20 protein-coding genes are annotated in these 18,038 nt (G+C 70.8%); 10 read left to right on the top strand and 10 right to left on the bottom strand.

Annotated features, from left to right (window positions below; translation table 11 throughout):
* Window positions 1-9: 9 nt before the first annotated feature.
* On the bottom strand, window positions 10-1,170 hold the full coding sequence (locus tag FHR33_RS37760; protein ID WP_312895898.1) for a PP2C family protein-serine/threonine phosphatase: 1,161 nt from the start codon (window positions 1,168-1,170) through the stop codon (window positions 10-12).
* Between the two features lie 122 nt (window positions 1,171-1,292).
* Here FHR33_RS37760 and FHR33_RS37755 point away from each other — a divergent pair, with 122 nt between their 5' ends.
* The 3 genes from FHR33_RS37755 to FHR33_RS37745 all read left to right on the top strand — a co-directional run bounded on the left by FHR33_RS37755 (window position 1,293) and on the right by FHR33_RS37745 (window position 3,564).
* Window positions 1,293-1,772 carry a MarR family winged helix-turn-helix transcriptional regulator gene (locus FHR33_RS37755; protein ID WP_183658334.1) on the top strand — a complete coding sequence of 160 codons (480 nt, stop codon included), beginning with the start codon at window positions 1,293-1,295 and terminating at the stop codon, window positions 1,770-1,772.
* Window positions 1,773-1,936: 164 nt separating this feature from the next.
* A complete protein-coding gene (locus FHR33_RS37750) occupies window positions 1,937-2,344 on the top strand; it encodes an ATP-binding protein (RefSeq protein ID WP_183658332.1) in 408 nt (135 codons plus the stop codon).
* Window positions 2,341-3,564 carry a PP2C family protein-serine/threonine phosphatase gene (locus FHR33_RS37745; RefSeq protein WP_183658330.1) on the top strand — a complete coding sequence of 408 codons (1,224 nt, stop codon included), beginning with the start codon at window positions 2,341-2,343 and terminating at the stop codon, window positions 3,562-3,564. Before FHR33_RS37750 ends, FHR33_RS37745 begins: the two co-directional genes overlap by 4 nt.
* Here the strand turns inward: FHR33_RS37745 and FHR33_RS37740 are convergent.
* The 4 genes from FHR33_RS37740 to FHR33_RS37725 form a co-directional block, all read right to left on the bottom strand.
* Window positions 3,546-4,076, bottom strand: a complete 531-nt coding sequence (locus tag FHR33_RS37740) for a VanZ family protein (protein WP_312895897.1) — start codon at window positions 4,074-4,076, stop codon at window positions 3,546-3,548. The two genes, FHR33_RS37745 and FHR33_RS37740, sit on opposite strands and share 19 nt — an antisense overlap.
* Window positions 4,077-4,122: 46 nt before the next feature.
* The gene (locus FHR33_RS37735) at window positions 4,123-4,503 is read right to left on the bottom strand and encodes an STAS domain-containing protein (RefSeq protein WP_183658325.1); all 381 of its coding nucleotides are present in this window, start codon (window positions 4,501-4,503) and stop codon (window positions 4,123-4,125) included.
* Window positions 4,504-4,530: 27 nt separating this feature from the next.
* Entirely contained in the window at window positions 4,531-5,529 is a 999-nt protein-coding gene (locus FHR33_RS37730) for a YihY/virulence factor BrkB family protein (protein ID WP_183658322.1), read from the bottom strand.
* Between the two features lie 123 nt (window positions 5,530-5,652).
* Window positions 5,653-6,099 (bottom strand): STAS domain-containing protein, encoded by a 447-nt coding sequence (locus FHR33_RS37725; protein WP_183658319.1) that lies wholly within the window; start codon window positions 6,097-6,099, stop codon window positions 5,653-5,655.
* A gap of 128 nt (window positions 6,100-6,227) precedes the next feature.
* On the opposite strand from FHR33_RS37725, the gene FHR33_RS37720 reads away from it, so the two are divergent.
* The gene (locus tag FHR33_RS37720; RefSeq protein WP_183658316.1) at window positions 6,228-6,395 is read left to right on the top strand and encodes a DUF6203 family protein; all 168 of its coding nucleotides are present in this window, start codon (window positions 6,228-6,230) and stop codon (window positions 6,393-6,395) included.
* Between the two features lie 100 nt (window positions 6,396-6,495).
* On the opposite strand, the gene FHR33_RS37715 is transcribed toward FHR33_RS37720, so the two are convergent.
* A complete protein-coding gene (locus tag FHR33_RS37715; protein ID WP_183658313.1) occupies window positions 6,496-6,768 on the bottom strand; it encodes a GlsB/YeaQ/YmgE family stress response membrane protein in 273 nt (90 codons plus the stop codon).
* A 197-nt stretch (window positions 6,769-6,965) separates the two neighbouring features.
* Between FHR33_RS37715 and FHR33_RS37710 the strand changes: the two genes are divergently transcribed.
* Window positions 6,966-7,163 carry a CsbD family protein gene (locus FHR33_RS37710; protein WP_183658310.1) on the top strand — a complete coding sequence of 66 codons (198 nt, stop codon included), beginning with the start codon at window positions 6,966-6,968 and terminating at the stop codon, window positions 7,161-7,163.
* 57 nt (window positions 7,164-7,220) lie between these two features.
* Here the strand turns inward: FHR33_RS37710 and FHR33_RS37705 are convergent, their stop codons facing one another.
* On the bottom strand, window positions 7,221-8,243 hold the full coding sequence (locus FHR33_RS37705; RefSeq protein ID WP_183658307.1) for a LacI family DNA-binding transcriptional regulator: 1,023 nt from the start codon (window positions 8,241-8,243) through the stop codon (window positions 7,221-7,223).
* Window positions 8,244-8,322: 79 nt separating this feature from the next.
* On the opposite strand from FHR33_RS37705, the gene arfA reads away from it, so the two are divergent.
* Genes arfA through FHR33_RS37685 form a run of 4 tightly spaced genes read left to right on the top strand, consistent with a single transcriptional unit; the run spans window position 8,323 to window position 12,961 of the window.
* Entirely contained in the window at window positions 8,323-9,867 is a 1,545-nt protein-coding gene (gene arfA / locus FHR33_RS37700; protein WP_183658304.1) for an arabinosylfuranosidase ArfA, read from the top strand.
* Between the two features lie 3 nt (window positions 9,868-9,870).
* The gene (locus FHR33_RS37695; RefSeq protein WP_183658299.1) at window positions 9,871-11,202 is read left to right on the top strand and encodes an extracellular solute-binding protein; all 1,332 of its coding nucleotides are present in this window, start codon (window positions 9,871-9,873) and stop codon (window positions 11,200-11,202) included.
* Window positions 11,199-12,128 (top strand): carbohydrate ABC transporter permease, encoded by a 930-nt coding sequence (locus tag FHR33_RS37690; protein WP_221241413.1) that lies wholly within the window; start codon window positions 11,199-11,201, stop codon window positions 12,126-12,128. The genes FHR33_RS37695 and FHR33_RS37690 overlap by 4 nt, the downstream gene beginning before the upstream one ends.
* Window positions 12,125-12,961, top strand: a complete 837-nt coding sequence (locus tag FHR33_RS37685) for a carbohydrate ABC transporter permease (RefSeq protein WP_183658296.1) — start codon at window positions 12,125-12,127, stop codon at window positions 12,959-12,961. The genes FHR33_RS37690 and FHR33_RS37685 overlap by 4 nt, the downstream gene beginning before the upstream one ends.
* Here the strand turns inward: FHR33_RS37685 and FHR33_RS52155 are convergent.
* Entirely contained in the window at window positions 12,951-13,085 is a 135-nt protein-coding gene (locus FHR33_RS52155) for a hypothetical protein (protein WP_281388221.1), read from the bottom strand. The two genes, FHR33_RS37685 and FHR33_RS52155, sit on opposite strands and share 11 nt — an antisense overlap.
* A gap of 86 nt (window positions 13,086-13,171) precedes the next feature.
* Here FHR33_RS52155 and FHR33_RS37680 point away from each other — a divergent pair, with 86 nt between their 5' ends.
* A complete protein-coding gene (locus FHR33_RS37680) occupies window positions 13,172-14,209 on the top strand; it encodes an LLM class F420-dependent oxidoreductase (protein ID WP_183658292.1) in 1,038 nt (345 codons plus the stop codon).
* Between the two features lie 19 nt (window positions 14,210-14,228).
* On the opposite strand, the gene FHR33_RS37675 is transcribed toward FHR33_RS37680, so the two are convergent.
* Both FHR33_RS37675 and FHR33_RS37670 read right to left on the bottom strand, forming a co-directional pair.
* On the bottom strand, window positions 14,229-15,494 hold the full coding sequence (locus FHR33_RS37675; RefSeq protein ID WP_183658289.1) for an MFS transporter: 1,266 nt from the start codon (window positions 15,492-15,494) through the stop codon (window positions 14,229-14,231).
* A complete protein-coding gene (locus FHR33_RS37670; RefSeq protein WP_246453456.1) occupies window positions 15,475-17,961 on the bottom strand; it encodes an amino acid adenylation domain-containing protein in 2,487 nt (828 codons plus the stop codon). The genes FHR33_RS37675 and FHR33_RS37670 overlap by 20 nt, the downstream gene beginning before the upstream one ends.
* Window positions 17,962-18,038: the final 77 nt, after the last annotated feature.

Genomic DNA, 18,038 nt, shown 5'->3' with positions numbered 1-18,038 from the left:
CGCCCGCGATCAGCGGCCCCGCCAGTCGAGGCACATGACCAGTGCGTCGTCCTCGATGGTGGTGCGGCTCCATTCGGAGATCTCCCGCAGGATCGCGGGCGGCACCTCCGCCGCGGGAAGCATCCGGGTGGCGTTGATCGCCCTGTGGAGCGCCTGCCGGCCGTAGATCTCGCCGTCGGGAGCGAGTACGGCGTGCACGCCGTCGCTGACGAAGATCAGACGATCGCCCGGCAGGAGCGTGATCTCCTCGGTGAAGTACTCGGTCTGGTCGAACATGCCCAGCGGGAGCTGCTGTTCGAAGTCGATGCTCTCGATGTGCTTGCCGCGCATCCGCAGCAGCCGCGGCGAGCCCGCGTCGATGACCTGGCCGCGCCCGGTGTCGAGGTCGACGTTCAGCAGCACGGTCTCGACGTGGAGCCGCCCCTTGTGCTGGGAGTAGATCGCCTGGTCGGCGAGAGCGGCCTGGTCGGGCAGCGAGATCCCCGCCCTGCGGGCGTTGCGCAGCGCGTTGACCGTCAGGTTGGTGAGCAGCGCGGCGTCGATGCCTTCGCCCATGCCGTTGGTCAGGGCCAGCGTCAGCGAGTTCGCGCCGGTGCACCAGTCGAAGTTGTCACCGTAGATCGCGTAGGCGGGCTCCAGCTGCGCGCCGAGGTCGAATTCGGGACGGCTGCAGGAGCGGCCGGGCAGCAGCTGCCACTGCATCTCGGCGGCCAGGGTGAGCCGCTCGGTACGGCGGGCCTGGAGGTAGACGTCGGTGTCGCGCTCGGCGACCACCAGCTCGCGGCCCAGCACGGTCGCGACCTCGGTCAGCTCCTCCACCACCTGAGGCGTGCAGCGCTCGTCGGGGAAGGTCACGGTCAGCACGCCGAGCCGGTCGCCGCGCACGCTCACGGGCAGGTACACGCACGTCAGCCCGCTTCCTACGGATTCGGAGACCGCCTCCTGCGCGCCGAAGGCCCGTCCCGCAGTGCCGGTGTGCACCCCGACGGGCACCGCGGTGTACGGCACGGCCAGCACCGGTTGCAGCACGCTGAGCCCGTAGTCGGCCATGAGCAGCTCCACCGATGCCACCGCGTAGTGCTCCATGAGCGAGGCCCGTACCGCCTCGACCACGGCGTGCGGAGCCGCCTCCCTCAGGGAGCGCTCCACCGCCAACAGTCCTTCTGACACCTAGTCACGTCCTTCATCTGCGAGGACGCACCGCTGCGCGCTCCCGACAAGAGAATACGGACACCTGGCGTCGGAACGATCCCGAGCTGACAACAGCTCCGCCGAGATGGCACAGTGGAGGCGTGGACCTCCGCCCCGCCTCACCCTCGCCGTCCGAGGCCGCCCTGTGCGCCTCCGGGGTCGTCGAGCTGCTCGAGGTGCTGTGGGGCTTCGGCCGCGACCTGTCGACCGGCCCGATCTCGCCCTCCCAGCTGCGGGTCCTGCTCGCCGTCGAGGGCACCCAGGGCATCAACCAGCGGTCGCTGGCCGAGGTGCTCGACTCCTCGCCTCCCTCGGTGAGCCGCCTGTGCGACCGGCTGCAGGCCGTCGGCTTCCTGCAGCGCAGGGTCAATCCCGAACGCCGCCGCGAGGTGGAGCTCCACCTCACCGAGCACGGCAGGATCTTCCTCGAGAGGCTGCGCGAGCAGCGCGAACGCGAGCTGGCGGCCATCCTCGCCACGATGTCCCCCGCCCACCGCGCCGCGCTGACGACCGGGCTGACGGCCTTCCAGGCAGCCGCCGGCCGTGAGGGGACCTCCGACTCCGTTGCCCGCACCGCCTGAAAACCTTGCCATAGGACAATAATCGGGACACCGTCGCAGGTCAGAGGCGTTTGTTCGAGTCGATGCGGCCGGATCGGTGGCCTCGGACGATGATCCAGGCCTATAGTTGTCGCACGACAACATTTGCGCACGGTCTCGACGGCCACAGCGCGAGGGGGGCGCGCATGACAGCGGGCGCACCAGAGCTGCGAGGGTCGGTGACCATTGCCGTGAGCGGTGAAGAGGACCTGATGGCCGCACGGCACGCCGTTCGATCGGCCTCCATGGCCAGCGGCTTCCCTCTCAGCGACCAGACCAGGATCGTCACCGCCGCGACCGAACTGGCGCGCAACGCCTACATCCACGACGGCGGCGGAACCGTCACCATCCAGGAGGTCCGCAGGCCTGGCGGCAAAGGGCTGCGCATCAGCGTCGCGGGCCAGGGAACCTCGGCCGCCGACGCCCTCATGAGTGACGAGCCGGGCCCGGGTCACGAACTGGGCGGCGTCCGCAGGCTCGTGGACGACTTCGAATTCACCGCCGTCCCCGGCGAGGGCAGCACCGCCACGGTGGTCCGCTGGATCCAGGCGTGATCACCACTGTCACGTCCCTGGCCATCCTCCGCCGCGACCTGCGGCGGCTCGCCTGCAGGTACGGCCTGCCGGTGGAGACCCGTGCCCGCCTGGTGCTCTCGGCCGTCGAGGTCGCCCGCCCGCGACTGGCCGCGGGGCGGCCCCTGAACGTTCGCGCCGGCATCGAGTACGGCGGCGCCCACCTCCGCTTCCTCGCCGTCGAGCTGTCCGCCCCTTGGCCCGGCGCCACGCTGCCCCTGCCGTGCGAGCCAGGGCGGGAGGCCGGCGTCGTGTGGCGCATCGGGCTGCCTTCGCCACTCCCGCTCGACGACCCCTCCGACACCGTCGTCGTCGAGGAGGCCGTGGAGGAGGAGCTCGCGCTCGCTCTCTCCAGGGTCGACGCGCTGAGCACCCAGCAGGACGAGATGAGGAGCGAGCTCGCCGAGACCGATCGCGGCCTCGTCGCCCTGTACGTGGAGCTGGAGGAGCGCGACGAACGGCTCCGCCTCGCGCACAACCTGATCTTCCGCGAGCTGGAGGCCGCGCTGCGCCCGCCGCCCCCGCTCGTGGAGGGGGTCGAGCTGGCGGTGCACTACGTCCCCGCGGGCGACGACGCGCCCACGGGCGGCGATCTCTACGACTGGTTCACCCTGCCCGACGGCACGCTGCAGATCACGGTGGTGGATGCCATCGGCCACGGCGTGGAGAGCACCCGCAGCGCGCTCAACGTCACGCATGCCGTACGGACGCTGGTTCTGGAGCGCCACCCGCTGGAGTCGATCGTGGCGCGCACGGCCGACACGCTCGTGCCCACCTTCCGCGGGCTGATGGCCACCCTCCAGCTGGCCCGCCTCGACACCCGCACAGGGGAGTTGCGGCTGGCCAACGGCGGCCACCCCTTTCCGCTGCTGGTGCGCGCCGACGGCACGGCCCGCTACCTGGAGGCCTGGGGCAGCGGCGTCGGCTTCCCCTTCCCCGGCAGCGACGCCGTCCTCCATGACCGGCTCGCCCCCGGCGACCTGCTGCTCCTCTACACCGACGGGCTGACCGAGAGCCGGCGCGACCTCGACGAGGGCGAGCGGCTGCTGATGAGCTCGGCGCAGCGTCACGCCCATCTCCCGCTGCCCGAGCTGATCGCGGCGATCGTGGCCGACCTGCACAGCGTCATCCTGCACGCCGACGACACGCTCCTGCTCGGCATCCGCCTTCCCACAGGAGAGCCTCACGCGGCGGACGGCTGAGACGAGGGCCGCAGCCACAGGGCCAGCCTGCGCCCGACGAGCAGGTAGGCCAGCACCGCGCCGGCGGCGTTGAGAAGGACGTCGTCGGCGTCGAAGGCCCTGCCGACCACGAACGCGCCCTGGGCCACCTCGATCGACAGCGAGAACAGGCCCACGACCAGAGCGAGGCGGATGGGTCCGCGCAGGCGTCTCGACAGCACCGGCAAGATCACGCCCAGCGGCATCATCAACGCCAGATTGCCGCCGACCTGGACCAGCGCCGCCTTGACGCTGGGCCGGTCCAGATAGAACCGCAGGCTCGCCCCTGGCTCGACGTTGCCGATGGCGTCGCCCGCGGCCTCGGGCACGGGGGTCAGCGTGAGCTTCACCAGCACCGCCCCGAACACCGCCAGGCCGGCCAGCGCGAGCAGCCCCACCACGACCCGCTTGAGCACCGTGCCCGATCGCGGAACGCGGCCGGGCTCCTGCTCGGGCTCCGTGGACGGGCGGGGACGACGACCTAGGATCGGCACGCGAAACTCCATGACTCGGTCGGTGAAGGGGCGGCGCTCACCCGTCCTACGCGGGGTGCTCGCCGGCGAACGGCGCTCTCGTCCCGGCCGCCAGGCGGGCGGACTGGACGGTGTCGTACACCGGCAGGTATCTGGCGAGGCCGGTGATGTGCAGCAGCCTGGCGCACATCGGGGGAGGCTCGGCATACGCGAGACCGGCTCCGGCGCCGCCGAGCAGGGTGTGGATTCCGAGCAGGGCGGAGATGCCGGTCGAGTCGAGGAAGGTGATCGCCGACAGGTCGATCACCGTGATCGGGGCCGGGGCGGGCGCGTAGCCCTCCAGCCAGGCTCGCAGGGTGCTCGCGGTCTGCCAGGTGAGCTCACCGCTGGGCCGGAGGATGAACACGCCCTGCTCCAGCGCCGTGTCCAGCCGCAGCGTGTCGCTCATGAAGTCCTCCCTGCTCGGTACGACGCCTCACCTGCCCCAACGGGACCACTTGACACCGAACCTGTTCGGATTCCTGGGAGGGCGGTGCGGCCCTCCGGGAGCTCGCAGGCGGCGCCTCCTGCGAGAAGGGTCGGGCGGGGGCGGCGATTCGGCGGCGAGGTCGGTGACGGCCCCTCTGGTGCTGGTGGCGGCCAGGGCGGTGGCCAGGAGGATCAGCTGGTTGGCGGCCTTGAGGAAGACGAGCATGACCGCGGCGGTGGCCACCAGCTGGTAGGCGGGGTTGTCCTCGGTGATCCGGAGGTAGACCTGGCCGAGGCTGTTGAGTATCTGCAGGCCGATGGTGATGAGCACGGCGGGGCCGAGCAGCCTGCGCAGCGTGAGGCGCAGCCTGGGCGGCGCGCTGAGCAGGGCGAGGGCCAGCAGCAGGTTCACCAGGAGGCCGAGGGTGAAGGTGGCCGCGGTCAGCAGCCAGCGGGCGGGAGCGGCGTCGGTGCCCACGGTGTGGTCCACCACCCAGGTCAGCAGGGACTCGGTGGCGAAGGCGGCGGTCAGGCTGATCGCCAGCAGGAGACCGAGCCCTGCCAGGACGGCCAGGTCGATGAGCTGGCGCTGCCAGAAGGGGCCGGGGTACTCCTCCAGCTGCCAGATGGCCCTGCTGGCCGAGCGCAGCGCGTCCATCCAGAACAGCCCGGCGAGGGGGAATCCGATCAGCGCGATGATCCCGACGGTCTCCCTGGCCTGCCGTAACGCCATGACGTCGAGGCGGGGGAAGTTGTCGTTGAGGTAGTGCTGGACGGTGTCCAGCACGACGGGGTCGTCCAGCACGTGCCCGAGCAACGAGAAGCCGAGAAGGACCAGAGCGAAGGTGGCGAAGAAGGCGTAGTAGGTCAACGCCGCCGACAGCCGGCCGCCGTCGACTCTGTCGTAGCGCACCACCGCGCGCACGAGGTGGTCCAGCCAGCCGTGCCTGCGGCGGGCTCCCTGCCATGCGCCAGGCGCCCGCGCCACCCATCTGCTCAGCCACATGGCGGGGCACTACCCCCCTGCGCGGCTTCGCTACCACTGTGCGGTGAAACCCATGAAGCGCGGTGTCCGGGGGAGAGAGGCCCGGCCAGGGCCGGAGAGCGGGGTGCCGACCGGGCCGTACCGTCAGGAACGATCCAAACCGGATGGCGGCGGGGTGCCCGACCGCCCCGGCATGGCCATCTGTCCTCTGGAGCGCGAGCGGTCGAGCAGATCCTCGCCCGCCTGCTCGACGCTGTCGCGCCGCTCGAAGCGCGTGATCAGACCGGTCCTGCGTAGCATCCGCTGGAGCTGGCCGTCCACGCCGGTCAGGATGACCCTGCCGCGGTCGTGGTCGCGCAGCCTCCTGGCGATGCTCGCCAGCGCGGCCACCCCGTCGAAATCACAGAACGTCACCCCACTGAGGTCCAGGACCAACCGGGGGCCTTCGCTCCACTCCCAGGCGGCATCGACGTGCGCGGTGAAAACCGGAGCGCTGACGCGGTCCAGCGCCCCCCTGGCGCTGACCGTGGTGTAGTAACCGTGATCGGAAATACTGACCTGCAAGGTGGAACTCTGTCCGGCATCCTCCACTTGTGATCACCCTCTTTCCACCTTGACCCCTTCCCCGCTGCCGTCCTGATACGCGCGTGCCCGGCCGGACGACGCCCGCGGCGCCCCTCCCGCGCGTGCGGCGCTGCCGTCAGGGCAGAGGCATGGCCATGAGAAGGTTCTTCAAGTTCGTGATGGCGCGCTGGCTGGCGCGCACGCCGATCGGCCTGGCCGTGCTGGCCGTCGGCTGGTTACTGGGCCGACGGCGCAGGCGTCGGGTGCAGCAGGAGGGTCAGCGGAGCAGCAGGCCCGTGCGCGGACGCCCGCGCGGCAGGTGAGACGGCGGCTCACACAAGGACAGGCCCCATCCGGGGTGTTCCCGGGTGGGGCCTGTGGCCTTCGGATCTGAAAGGAGCGATCAGGTGTCGAACGGGCCGGTCAGCGGACGCCGCGCCTGCCGTACAGGCTCACGGTGACGATGACGCCGACGGCGGCGACGGCCACCTGGAGAAGCAGTTCGATCCAGTCGATGCCACCGGTCGCCGCGACGCCGAAGGCGCCGGCGATGGCGGTGCCGATGAAGGCGGCCACGATGCCGACCACGATGGTCAGCCAGATCGGGATGTTCTGCCGTCCGGGAACGACCAGACGGCCCAGCGCGCCGATGATGGCGCCGATGATGATGGCGGTGATGATGCCCGTGACTGTCATGTTCAGCTCCCTGCTCAGGTGTCTGCGTTTGGTGTGACCGACAACCGTGTGCCCGTAAGCAGACGGGAATCACATAACAAATAGATTCCGATGGAGAACTCTCGGTCACGCGGGCCTCCTCCGCAGGCGGTTTACCCAGGCCGCTCCAGGACAGAGGTGCCTCATCCGGAAGTCGTGACGGCTGGAGGAGAGACATCGTGAGCACAGGCGACAAGTTCGACAACAAGGCCCAGGAGATGGGTGGCAAGGTCAAGGAGGGTGTCGGCAAGGTCACCGACGACGAGCGGCTCGAGGCCGAAGGACAGGCCGACCAGAGCAAGGGCAAGATCAAGCAGGCCGGCGAGAAGGTCAAGGACGCCGCGAAGAACGCCAAGGACGCCATCACCGGCAACTAGCGGCGCTCCGGCGCAGGGCGGACACCGATCTGCCGTCCTGCGCCCGCCACCCGACGCTCAGCCGACCCCGCGCGAGAGGCCGCCCCCCATGGTGCTCTCCCTGGCGATCAGGTGATAACCGGCCGTGAACTCCTGCGGCGGGCGGGCGGTGTGCCCGTCGATCCGCTGCTTGAGCAGGTCGACCGCGATGCGGGCGAGCTGGTTCTTGTCAGGGGCGATCGTGGTCAGGGTGGGGGTGCTGTAACGACCGTCCTCGATGTCGTCCAGCCCTGCCAGCGCCACGTCCTCGGGCACGCGCAGCCCCGCCGCCAGCGCCGTGCGCATGGCGCCGAGGGCGAGCAGGTCGTTGAAGCAGAACACCGCGTCTGGCGGCTCGGGTGAGGCCAGGAGCCGAGTCATCGCCGCCGCGCCCTCGGCCCGCTGGTAGCGGTCGACCTTGACGACGGTCTCCGGCAGGCCGTGCGCGGCCAGCGCCTCGCGGTAGCCGGCCAGCCGCAGCGGCGCCGTACCGCTGGCGGTGTCGTCCTGGGCGCCCAGTGCGGCGATGCGCCGCCGGCCCAGCCCGATCAGGTGCTCGGTGACGTCGTACGCGGCCCTGACGTTGTCGATCGCGACGTGGTCGGCGGGCCCGTCGTAGATGCGCTCGCCGAGCAGCACCAGCGCGGTGTCGTCGGTACGGGCGGCCAGCTCCTCGGCCCCGACCGCCACAGGGCTGAGGATCAGCCCGTCGACGTGGTGGTCACGCACGCCGTCGAGGATGCGCCGCTCCCTTTCCAGCCCCCCGCCGGTCTGCTCGATGATCACCAGCCACCGGTGCTCGGCGGCCGCGTCGATCACGCACCTGGACAGCTCCGCGAAGTAGGGCGCGTCGAGCTCGGGCAGGGCGAGGGCGATCATGCCTGTGCGGCCCTGCCGCAGGTTGCGGGCCGACAGGTTGGGCCGGTAGTCGAGCTGGGAGAGCGCTCCCTCCACTTTCGCGCGGGTCGCGGGCGACACGTGCGCGTACCCGTTGACCACGTTGGAGACGGTTTTCACCGACACCCCCGCCAGGCGCGCGACGTCACGCAGGCTCGTTCCCACCCGTGTCCCCCTTCTGCTGTACGGCTCGCATCGTAATCCAGCCGCACCTGTTTACAACGTTGAAACAACGTTGTAGAAAATGCCCTACCACGAAACGTCCCCGCAACGGAGAGGCCGGCTCTTGACTTCGACCGCTCGTCTCACGCTGGATCCCGCCTTCCTGATCGGCCCGGTCGAGCCCCGGCTGTTCGGCTCGTTCGTCGAACACATGGGGCGCTGCGTGTACACGGGGATCTTCGAGCCAGGTCATCCGCTGGCCGACGCCGACGGCTTCCGCACCGACGTGCTGGAGCTGACCCGCGAGCTCGGCGTGACCCTGGTCCGCTATCCGGGGGGCAACTTCGTCTCGAACTACCGCTGGGAGGACGGCGTCGGCCCTGTCGAGGAGCGGCCTGCCCGCCTCGACCTGGCCTGGCGCAGCTTGGAGGACAACAGCTTCGGGCTGAACGAGTTCATGGCATGGGCCGCGCGGGCGGGGATCGAGCCCATGATGGCGCTCAACCTCGGCACCCGCGGCGTGGCCGAGGCGCTGGAGCTGGTGGAGTACGCCAACTATCCGGGCGGCACCCGGCTGTCGGACCTGCGCCGCGCCCACGGCGTCGACAAGCCCCACGACATCCGTCTGTGGTGCCTCGGCAACGAGCTCGACGGCCCCTGGCAGATGGGCCACAAGACCGCCCGCGAGTACGGCAGGCTCGCCGCCGAGACCGCCAGGGCGCTGCGCCGCCTCGACCCGGGGGTGTCGCTGGTGGCCTGCGGCAGCTCCAACAGCGGCATGCCGACGTTCGGCCAGTGGGAGGCGGAGGTTCTGGAGTCGGCCTACGACCTGGTCGACTACATCTCGCTGCACGCCTACTACGACCCCGCCGACGGCGACGTCGACTCCTTCCTGGCCAGCGGCGCCGACATGGAGCACATGATCCGCTCGATCGCCGCCACCGCCGACCACGTGGGCGCGAAACTGCGCAGCCGCAGGAAGATCAAGCTCTCCTTCGACGAGTGGAACGTCTGGTACCAGAGCCGCTTCGGAGGTGAGGCGTCCCTGGAGTGGGCCGAGCATCCGCGGCTGATCGAGAACGTCTACGACGTGACCGACGCCGTGGTGGTCGGCAGCCTGCTCATCACGCTGCTGCGCAACGCCGACAGGGTGGGCGTCGCCTGCCAGGCCCAGCTGGCCAACGTGATCGCCCCGATCATGACGGAGCCCGGCGGCCCCGCCTGGCGGCAGAGCATCTTCCACCCGTTCGCGCTGACCGCCAGGAACGCCCGAGGACAGGTGCTGCGGGTGGAGCCCGAGTGCACCTCCGTCTCCACCGACAAGTACGGCGAGGCACCCGCGATCTGGGCCACCGCCACGCTCGACGACACGGGCGAGATCACGCTGTTCGTGGTCAACCGCGACAGGCGGGGCCCGTGCGAGCTGCGCGTCGCCCTGCCGCAAGGACTGCTGCCCGCCGAACACCTCGAGCTGGCCGACGACGACCTGTCGGCCGTCAACTCCGCCGCCGACCCCGACAGGGTCGCCCCCCGCCCCGGCACCGGGCTGCGGATGGACGGCCGTGACGCCACCCTCACCCTCCCGCCCGTCTCATGGACCATGATCCGCTTCGCCCCCCAGGAGTAAGACATGACCACTCCCCTGTCCCGACGCTCGTTCCTCGGCCTGGCCGGCCTCACGGTCGCGGCGTCCGCGTGCGGCGGCGGCACCAAGCTCGGCTCCGGCTCCTCCGCCCCCGCGGCGCCCGCGCCGACGTTCTCCGGCGGCGAGTACAGCGGTCCGAAAGTGACACTGGACTTCTGGAACGGCTTCACCGGCGGCGACGGCCCGCACATGCGCACGATGCTCGCGGCCTTCAACAAGGAGTTCGCTGGACGGATCGAGGTGCGCAACATCACCCGCCGCTGGGAGGACCTCTATCCGGCGATGCCCACCGCCATCGCCGCGGGCAAGGGACCCGACGTCGCGGTCATCCACAACGACTGGATCGGCACGTTCGCCGCCAGGCAGGTGCTGATCGCGCTCGACGACGTGGTCGGCGCGCTGGAGCTGAGCGAGAGCGACTTCATCCCGGCCGTGTGGGGCGCGGGGGTCTTCGGCGACAAGCGTTACGGCATCCCGCTGGACGTGCACAGCCTGGGCGACTACTGGAACGCGGGGCACCTGGACAAGATCGGGCTCAAGGAGGCCCCCTCCGACAAGGTTTCCTACGAGGCCGCGCTGGCCGAGCTGAAGAAGGCGGGGGTGGCCGACCCGTTCTGGATGCCCAGCAAGTGGCCGGCGCACCTGATGTTCATGAGCCTGCTCTGGCAGCACGGCGGCGAGCTCTACAGCGAGGACGGCGCGAAGGCGCTGTGGGGCTCCGAGCAGGGGGTCGAGGCGCTGACGTGGATGGTCGAGCAGATCGACAGGGGATACAGCCCCGCCAAGGTGGCGATCGACACCCAGTACGCCGCGTTCAAGAACGACAAGGTCAGCTTCACCTGGGACGGCATCTGGCAGATCAACGACCTCAAGACCAACGCGCCCAACCTGAAGTGGGGCCTGTCCCCCGTGCCCACCATCGGCGCGAGCGCCGCCGTGTGGAGCGCCTCGCACAACTTCGTGCTGACCTCCCAGGCGGGCAAGGACCCGAACAAGGTGCAGGCGGCCAAGTTCTTCGTCGACCACATGAGCCGCCAGTCGACCGAGTGGGCCAAGGCCGGCATGATCCCGGCCCGTAACTCCGCCCGCCAGGACGCCGCGATCGCCGACCTCCCGCAGATCAGGCTGGCCTCCGACCTGGACGCCTTCCACTTCCTGCCCGCGCTGCCCGGCGTCGGCGACGTCCAGTCGAAGGCGCTGGAGCTGGCCGTGGCCAAGGCCGTGCTGAAGGAGGCCGGCCCGGCCGAGGCGCTGAAGGACGGTGTGGCGACCGCGGACAAGCTGCTGGCCGAGAACAAGCGGAAGTACACCAGGTGAGCCTGCTGACAAGGACCGAGGGGCCGGTACGGCGCGCCGTACCGGCGCCGTCCGTCGGCCGGATGCGCTGGTGGACGCCCTACGCGTTCCTTGCTCCCTATCTGGCGCTGTTCGCGGTCTTCATGGTGGTGCCGATCGGCTTCGGCTTCTGGACCAGCCTGCACGAGTGGGACATCAACCTGCCCGCCAAGCCCTTCGTGGGGCTGGGCAACTACGCGGACCTGTTCGATCCGGGCAGCGTGGACGGCTCGCGCTTCTGGACGGCGATGCGGGCCACCGGCATCTTCACGGTGGCCTCCGTGCCCATCCTCATCGTGCTGCCCCTGGCGGTCGCGCTGCTGATGAACGGCAGGTTCAGGGGGCGCAACGTCTACCGCGCGGTCTACTTCGCGCCGTACGTGCTGGGCGTGGCCGTCGTGGGGTTCGTCTGGAGGTACCTGCTCGACGGCAACATCGGCCTGGTCAACCACTATCTCGGCCTGGACGTGCAGTGGACCACGGACGTGCCGCCCGTATGGATCGCGCTGGTCGGCGTCACCGTCTGGTGGACCCTCGGGCTGAACGCGGTCATCTTCCTGGCCGGGCTCCAGGACATCCCCCGCGAACTGCACGAGGCCGCGATGGTCGACGGCGCGAGCGCCTGGCACCGCTTCACGGCGGTCACCCTGCCGGGACTGCGGCCCGTCACGGTGTTCGTGGTCAACGCGACCATCCTGGCCTCGGCCAACATGTTCGGTCAGTCCTACCTGATCACCGCGGGCGCGCCCGCCGACCAGACCAAGACCGCGATCTACCTGATCGCCGAGACCGGCCTGCGCCAGTTCGACATGGGAACCGCCTCGGCGATGAGCTTCGTCCTTGCCGCCTTCCTCATGCTGGCCAGCGCCCTGGTGTTCGGCGCCTTCAGAGACAGGCGGACGCCATGAGAACCGACCTGCGGCGAGTACGGCGGGCCCTGCTCCACCTCGTGCTCGCGGTGATGGCCGCGCTCTATCTGAGCCCGTTGGTCTACATGCTGTCGACCTCGTTCAAGACGCGCGAGATGGCAGGGTCCACGACACCTCAGTGGATCCCCGACCCCGCGACGACCGACGCCTACAGGGAGATCCTGGGCAGCGCGGACAGCCCCATCATGACCTGGTTCGCCAACAGCCTGATCGCCGCGACGGGGCACGCGGCGCTCGTGCTGGCCACCGCCGCCCCCGCCGCCTACGCGCTGGCCAGGCTGCGCTTCCGCTTCCGCAACACGATCTTCACCGTGATCGTGGCGACGCTGTTCGTCCCGCCGGTGGTGCTGCTGATCCCCAACTTCCTGATCGTCAACGAGCTGGCCTGGGTGGACAGCCTGCCCGCCGTCATCGTCCCCGCCGCGGCGGGCGCCTTCGGGGTGTTCTTCCTTCGGCAGTTCTTCCTCACCCTGCCGGGTGAGCTGGAGGAGGCGGCCGAGCTCGACGGATGCAACCGGTGGCAGATCTTCACCTCGATCGCGCTCCCGCTGGCCAGGCCCGCGCTGGTGACGCTGTTCCTGCTGTCCTTCCTCACCAACTGGAACGACTTCCTGTGGCCGATCTACGTGCTGCTGAGCCCCGAGGCCCTGACCCTTCCCGCGGGCCTGGGGAACTTCCAGGGCGCCAACAACATCCGCTACGACCTGCTCATGGCCGGAGCCGTGATCGCCAGCCTTCCGGTGATCGTGCTCTACCTGGTCGCCCAGCGCTGGGTCATCGAGGGCATCTCCCGCTCAGGTCTCAAGGGTTGATCCGCTCGTCCTGGCCGGTGACGCGGCGACGCGTCACCGCCAGGCGGCGCTCCGAACGGCGGACCGCCCAGAAGGCCACTGCCGACAGCAGGCAGGCGGCGCGGCGCTCGGTGGAGCAGGGCATGCGCTGATCCGGTGGCTCGTTGATCTGGTCTCCCGCGGGCTCCTCGACGATGATGTGATCACGGCATCTGGTGACAGGAGGCGGCTGTGCGTCTGGGATTGAGCATCGGCACTCTCGGCCCGGCGGCGGCCGACCCGAACGCCCAGCTCATGCTGGTGCAGGAGGCCGAGAGACTCGGCTACGACTCGGCGTGGGCCTCCGAGGGCTACGGCGTCGATCCCGCCACGACCCTGGCCTGGCTGGCGGCCGGCACCGAGCGCATCGCGCTGGGCACCGGAGTGATCCAGATGTCCAGCCGTACGGCGGTCGCCACCGCGATGGCCGCGGCCACCGTCGACAGGGTCTCCGGCGGCAGGTTCCTGCTCGGCCTCGGCGCCTCCGGCCCGCAGGTGTCGGAGGGCTGGCACGGTCAGCGCTACGAGCGCCCGCTGGCCCATCTGCGCGACTACGTCGCCGTCGTGCGGACCGCGCTCGAGCAGCGGCCCGTCGAGCACGAGGGCCCGAGCATCGTGCTGCCGTTACCCGACAGCAGGGGCAAGGCGCTGACGATGACGATCGGGCCCGTCAGGCAGCCGCTGCCCGTCCACCTGGCCGCGATGGGCCCGAAGGCGGTGGAACTGGCCGGCGAGGTCGCCGACGGCTGGCTGCCCATCCACTTCCCTCCCGAGCACCTGGCCGACACGCTCGCGCACCTGCGAGCGGGGGCGGCACGCGCGGGCCGCGACGCGGCGCGGGTGGAGGTGTCGCCGATGGTCATGGCCATGGTCGACGACGACGCCGACTACGCCCGCGACATGGTCAGACCGATGGTGGCGCTGTATCTCGGCGGCATGGGGACCAAGGGCGTCAACTTCTACAACAGGCTCGCGCACCGCCTCGGCTTCGGCTCGGCCGCCGCCAGGGTGCAGGACGCCTATCTCGAAGGCGACATGGGCGAGGCCGTGGAGGAACTGCCCGACGACCTGATCGACGCGCTGACCCTGTGCGGCACGCCCGACCGGGTGAGGGAGCTGATGGGCGCCTACCGCAAGGCGGGCGCCACCAGGCTGATCGTCGGGCTCAACGCCCCGACCATGGACGATCGGATCGAGCAGCTCGGCTGGCTGGCCGAGCTCAACTCCTGACGAACTCGACTCCTGGGGCTCAGGCGCTGACGGGCGCCTCGGGCAGCGTGCGCATCTTGGGGATCGGCGACAGGGCGAGGACGGCCATCGGCACCAGCGCGCCGATCAGCGCCGCGACCAGCACGACGGGCCGCATCCCCACCGCCTGACCGAGCAGCCCCGCCACCAGGGCGCCCAGGGGCGCGGGCACCAGCCCCATCGCCCAGATCGTCGCGATGACCCTGCCGGTCAGCTCCCTCGGCGTCGAGGTCTGCAGCACGGTGATGTTGTTGACCATGAACACCTGCGCGCACAGCCCGACCAGCAACTGCGCCACACCCAGCATCGTCAGCGCCAGCCACAGGGGCCCTCCGGCCAGCGGCACCAGGAGCAGCGCGCTGTTGCCCACCACGGTGGACCACAGCATGGTCGGCCCTGGGCCGATGCCCTTCATCAGCCTGACCGACAGCCACGCCCCGATGAGCGCCCCGATGCCGCCGACGGCCAGCACCCCGCCCACCCACGCCGCGGGCACGCCGACGCCGTCGACGACGTAGGGGAAGTAGAGCGTCTGCAGGATGCCGATGTCGAAGAAGGAGTAGACGGCGGTGGCGATGGCCAGCGGCCTGACCTGGGGCTGGGTCATCACCCAGCTGAATCCCTGCCGGATGGCGCCGAGCATGGAGCCGCCGCTGTCGGGCTGCGGCGCCTCCTCCTTCTTCTTGATCGACAGCAGGCACAGGGCGGAGGCGACGTAGCTGGCCACGTCGATGAGGATGACCAGCGGCGCCGAGCGGGCCGCGACCAGCACGCCCGCGAGGCTCGGCCCGATCGCCTTGGAGAGGGAGTCGCTGAGCTGCAGCTTGCTGTTGCCCTCGCCGAGGTGCTCGGGCGGCACCAGCACCGGCAGGTAGGAGCGGTAGGCGATCTCGAACAGCACGCCGAGGACGCCCATGACGAAGACCACGACGTACAGCCACCACAGCGTCAGCAGGTCCATCAGGAACAGCAGCGGCACGGTGGCGAGCATGAGCGCGCGCGCGGCGTCGCTCCAGATCAAAACCGGACGGCGGCGCATCCTGTCGACCCAGACGCCGACGACGAAGAACAGCACCATCGGCAGCCTGGCCAGCGCGCCGAGTACGCCCATCTCCGCGACGGAGGCGTTCAGCAGCAGGAAGGCCACGATGGGCATCGCCAGCACGGTCACCTGGGTGCCGATCAGCGAGAAGCTCTCCCCCGCCCACAGCTTCATGAAGTCGGGGTTGCGCCACAGGGTGGCGGGCTCAGCCGTCGGTGAGGCCATGGTCGATGCTGCTCCTCAGTTCGGCGGCCGCGTCGGCGACCAGGGGCTCGTACAGAACGGTGAAGCGGTCGCCGAGGATCGGCGAGATGCGCAGCCTGCCGGTGATCACCGAGCTCCAGCCCATGTCGCCGGGGGCGGCGCCGTTCTCGGCCGGCGAGAACAGCAGCACGTCGCCGTCGTAGGGGTCGTGCCGGTAGTGGCCCACGGCGTGGGCGTTGGCGCGGAAGACCTTCACGAAGCGGCGGGCCTGGTTCAGGTCCGCGGTGTCGGGCTGCAGCGTGTCGGCGCGGGCCGCGGCGTCGATGACGGTGAGGAGCCGCTCCTCGGGGTCCATCCTGTGCAGGTCCTCCAGCTCGACCTGCACGGGCCCGCCGGCCAGGGCGTGCATGAGCAGGACCGCGTCGTCCTCCAGGGAGGCGCGCAGGACGGGCTCGTCGGCGTCGGAGTAGAAGAGCACGACCAGCGGCACCTGCTCGCCCATGGCCCGCAGCCGCCTGGCGCTCTCCAGGGCGATGTTGCCGCCGATGCAGAACCCGCCGAGCACGTAGGGGCCGTGGGGCCGGATCTTGAGCAGGTGCGCGACGTAGTCGTCGACCATCTCCTCCAGCGTGGCGTGCGGCTCCTCGCCCGAGGCGAGCCCGGCGGCCTGGATCGCGTAGACGGGCTGGTCGGCGCCCAGGTGCCGGGTGAGCGGCAGGTAGCGGAAGACCTGCCCGCCGAGAGCGTGGAACAGGAAGATCGGCGTACGGTCACCGGCGGGCCTCAGCGGCACGATCCGCTCGGGAGCGCCGTCGTTGTCCTGCGGACGGCGCAGCTCGGCGGCCAGCAGCGCGACGGTGGGCGCGGTGAGCACGGACGACAGCGCCACGTCCCTGCCCAGCTCCTTGCGCAGCCGCATCGTCAGGCGGAGCGCCAGCAGCGAGTGGCCGCCGAGGGCGAAGAAGTCGTCGTGGACGCTGACGGCGCGCACCCCCAGCGTCTCCTCCCACAGCACGGCCAGGCGCGCCTCGAAGGGATCGCGCGGCGGAACGTACCGCTCCCTCTCCTGCTCCCCCGGGGCGGGCAGGGCGGCTCTGTCGAGCTTGCCGTTGGCCGTGACGGGCAGGCTCTCCAGCACCACCCATGCGCCCGGCACCATGTGCTCGGGCAGCCGCCCGCGTAGCCGTACGGCGAGCGCGGCCCCGTCGATCTCCGAGTCGGGGTCGAGGACCACGTAGCCGACCAGCCGCTCCTGCCTCAGCGTCACCACCGCCGCGCGGACCTCCGGCTGCGCGGCGAGGACGGCCTCGATCTCACCGAGCTCGACGCGCTGGCCGCGGATCTTGACCTGGAAGTCGGATCTGCCGAGGTACTCCACCTCGCCGCCCGGCAGCCATCTGGCCACGTCGCCCGTGCGGTACAGGCGCGAGCCGGGCGGGCCGTAGGGGTCGGGCACGAACCGCTCGGCCGTCAGGGCGGGCCTGTTGACGTAGCCGCGGGCCAGCTGGACACCGCCCAGGCACAGCTCACCTGGCGTGCCGATCGGCACGCGCTCGCCGCGCGCGTCCAGGACCTCCATGCGGGTGTTGGTGATCGGCCCGCCGATGGGCACCGACGGCTCGCCCGGCGCGCAGGCGTGCCAGGAGACGTCCACCGCCGCCTCGGTCGGGCCGTACAGGTTGTGCAGCTCGGTCTGGGGGAGGCGCTCGAGGAAGCGGCCGGCCAGGTCGGCGCCGAGCGCCTCGCCCGAGCAGATCACCCGCCGCATCGTCTCGGGCAGCAGGGGCTCCTCCAGGAAGACGGCCAGCATCGAGGGGACGAAGTGCAGGGTGGTGATCCGCTGCGAGGTGATCAGCGAGGCCAGGTAGGCGCTGTCCTTGTGCCCGTCCGGCCGCGCCACGACCAGGCCCGCGCCGGCCATCAGCGGCCAGAACAGCTCCCACACCGACACGTCGAAGCCGATGGGCGTCTTCTGGACGACCCTGTCGGCGTGGGTGAGCGGGAAGGTCTGCTGCATCCAGCGCAGGCGGTTGACGATCGCCCTGTGCGAGACCCCGACGCCCTTCGGCCGTCCTGTCGAGCCCGAGGTGAAGATGACGTAGGCGAGGGCGTCGGGATGGACCTCGGGCAGCGGGCCCGCGGGGCCTGCGGCGGGGCCGTCCACGCGCAGGGCGACGCCGTCGGGCAGCAGGGCCGCGGTGCCGGCGTCCGCGAGCACCGTCCGCGCTCCCGCCTCCTCGATCATGTAGGCGAGCCGGTCGGCGGGCAGCGAGGGCTCCAGCGGCAGGTAGGCCGCGCCCGCGCCGAGCACGCCCAGCAGCGCGGGCAGCAGGTCGGGGCCGCGGTCCATGCACACGCCCACCACGTCGCCCTGGACCGTCCCCGCCGCGACCAGCAGGTCGGAGACGGCGCGGGCGCGAGCCGCCAGCTGCCGGTAGGTGAGCCAGACGCCGTCGTAGCAGACGGCCGGCGCGGTGGGCGTGCGCAGCGCCTGCGCGGCGACGATCTCGTGCAGCGACGCGGCGTCGTACGGCAGGGCGGTGTCGTTCCACCGCTCGATCGAGG

The organism is Nonomuraea dietziae, assembly GCF_014195505.1.
Classification (GTDB): Bacteria; Actinomycetota; Actinomycetes; order Streptosporangiales; family Streptosporangiaceae; genus Nonomuraea; species Nonomuraea roseola.
The sequence above is the reverse complement of the archived record's forward strand: the minus strand, read 5'-3'. Positions and strand labels throughout refer to the sequence as shown.

Coding starts and splice junctions, on each gene's coding strand:
- arfA (WP_183658304.1), top strand. CDS start 8,323: ATGCCCTACCACGAAACGTCCCCGCAACGGAGAGGCCGGCTCTTGACT.
- FHR33_RS37730 (WP_183658322.1), bottom strand. CDS start 5,529: ATGTGGCTGAGCAGATGGGTGGCGCGGGCGCCTGGCGCATGGCAGGGA.
- FHR33_RS37715 (WP_183658313.1), bottom strand. CDS start 6,768: ATGACAGTCACGGGCATCATCACCGCCATCATCATCGGCGCCATCATC.
- FHR33_RS37750 (WP_183658332.1), top strand. CDS start 1,937: ATGACAGCGGGCGCACCAGAGCTGCGAGGGTCGGTGACCATTGCCGTG.
- FHR33_RS37695 (WP_183658299.1), top strand. CDS start 9,871: ATGACCACTCCCCTGTCCCGACGCTCGTTCCTCGGCCTGGCCGGCCTC.
- FHR33_RS37720 (WP_183658316.1), top strand. CDS start 6,228: ATGAGAAGGTTCTTCAAGTTCGTGATGGCGCGCTGGCTGGCGCGCACG.
- FHR33_RS37685 (WP_183658296.1), top strand. CDS start 12,125: ATGAGAACCGACCTGCGGCGAGTACGGCGGGCCCTGCTCCACCTCGTG.
- FHR33_RS52155 (WP_281388221.1), bottom strand. CDS start 13,085: ATGCCCTGCTCCACCGAGCGCCGCGCCGCCTGCCTGCTGTCGGCAGTG.
- FHR33_RS37675 (WP_183658289.1), bottom strand. CDS start 15,494: ATGGCCTCACCGACGGCTGAGCCCGCCACCCTGTGGCGCAACCCCGAC.
- FHR33_RS37735 (WP_183658325.1), bottom strand. CDS start 4,503: ATGAGCGACACGCTGCGGCTGGACACGGCGCTGGAGCAGGGCGTGTTC.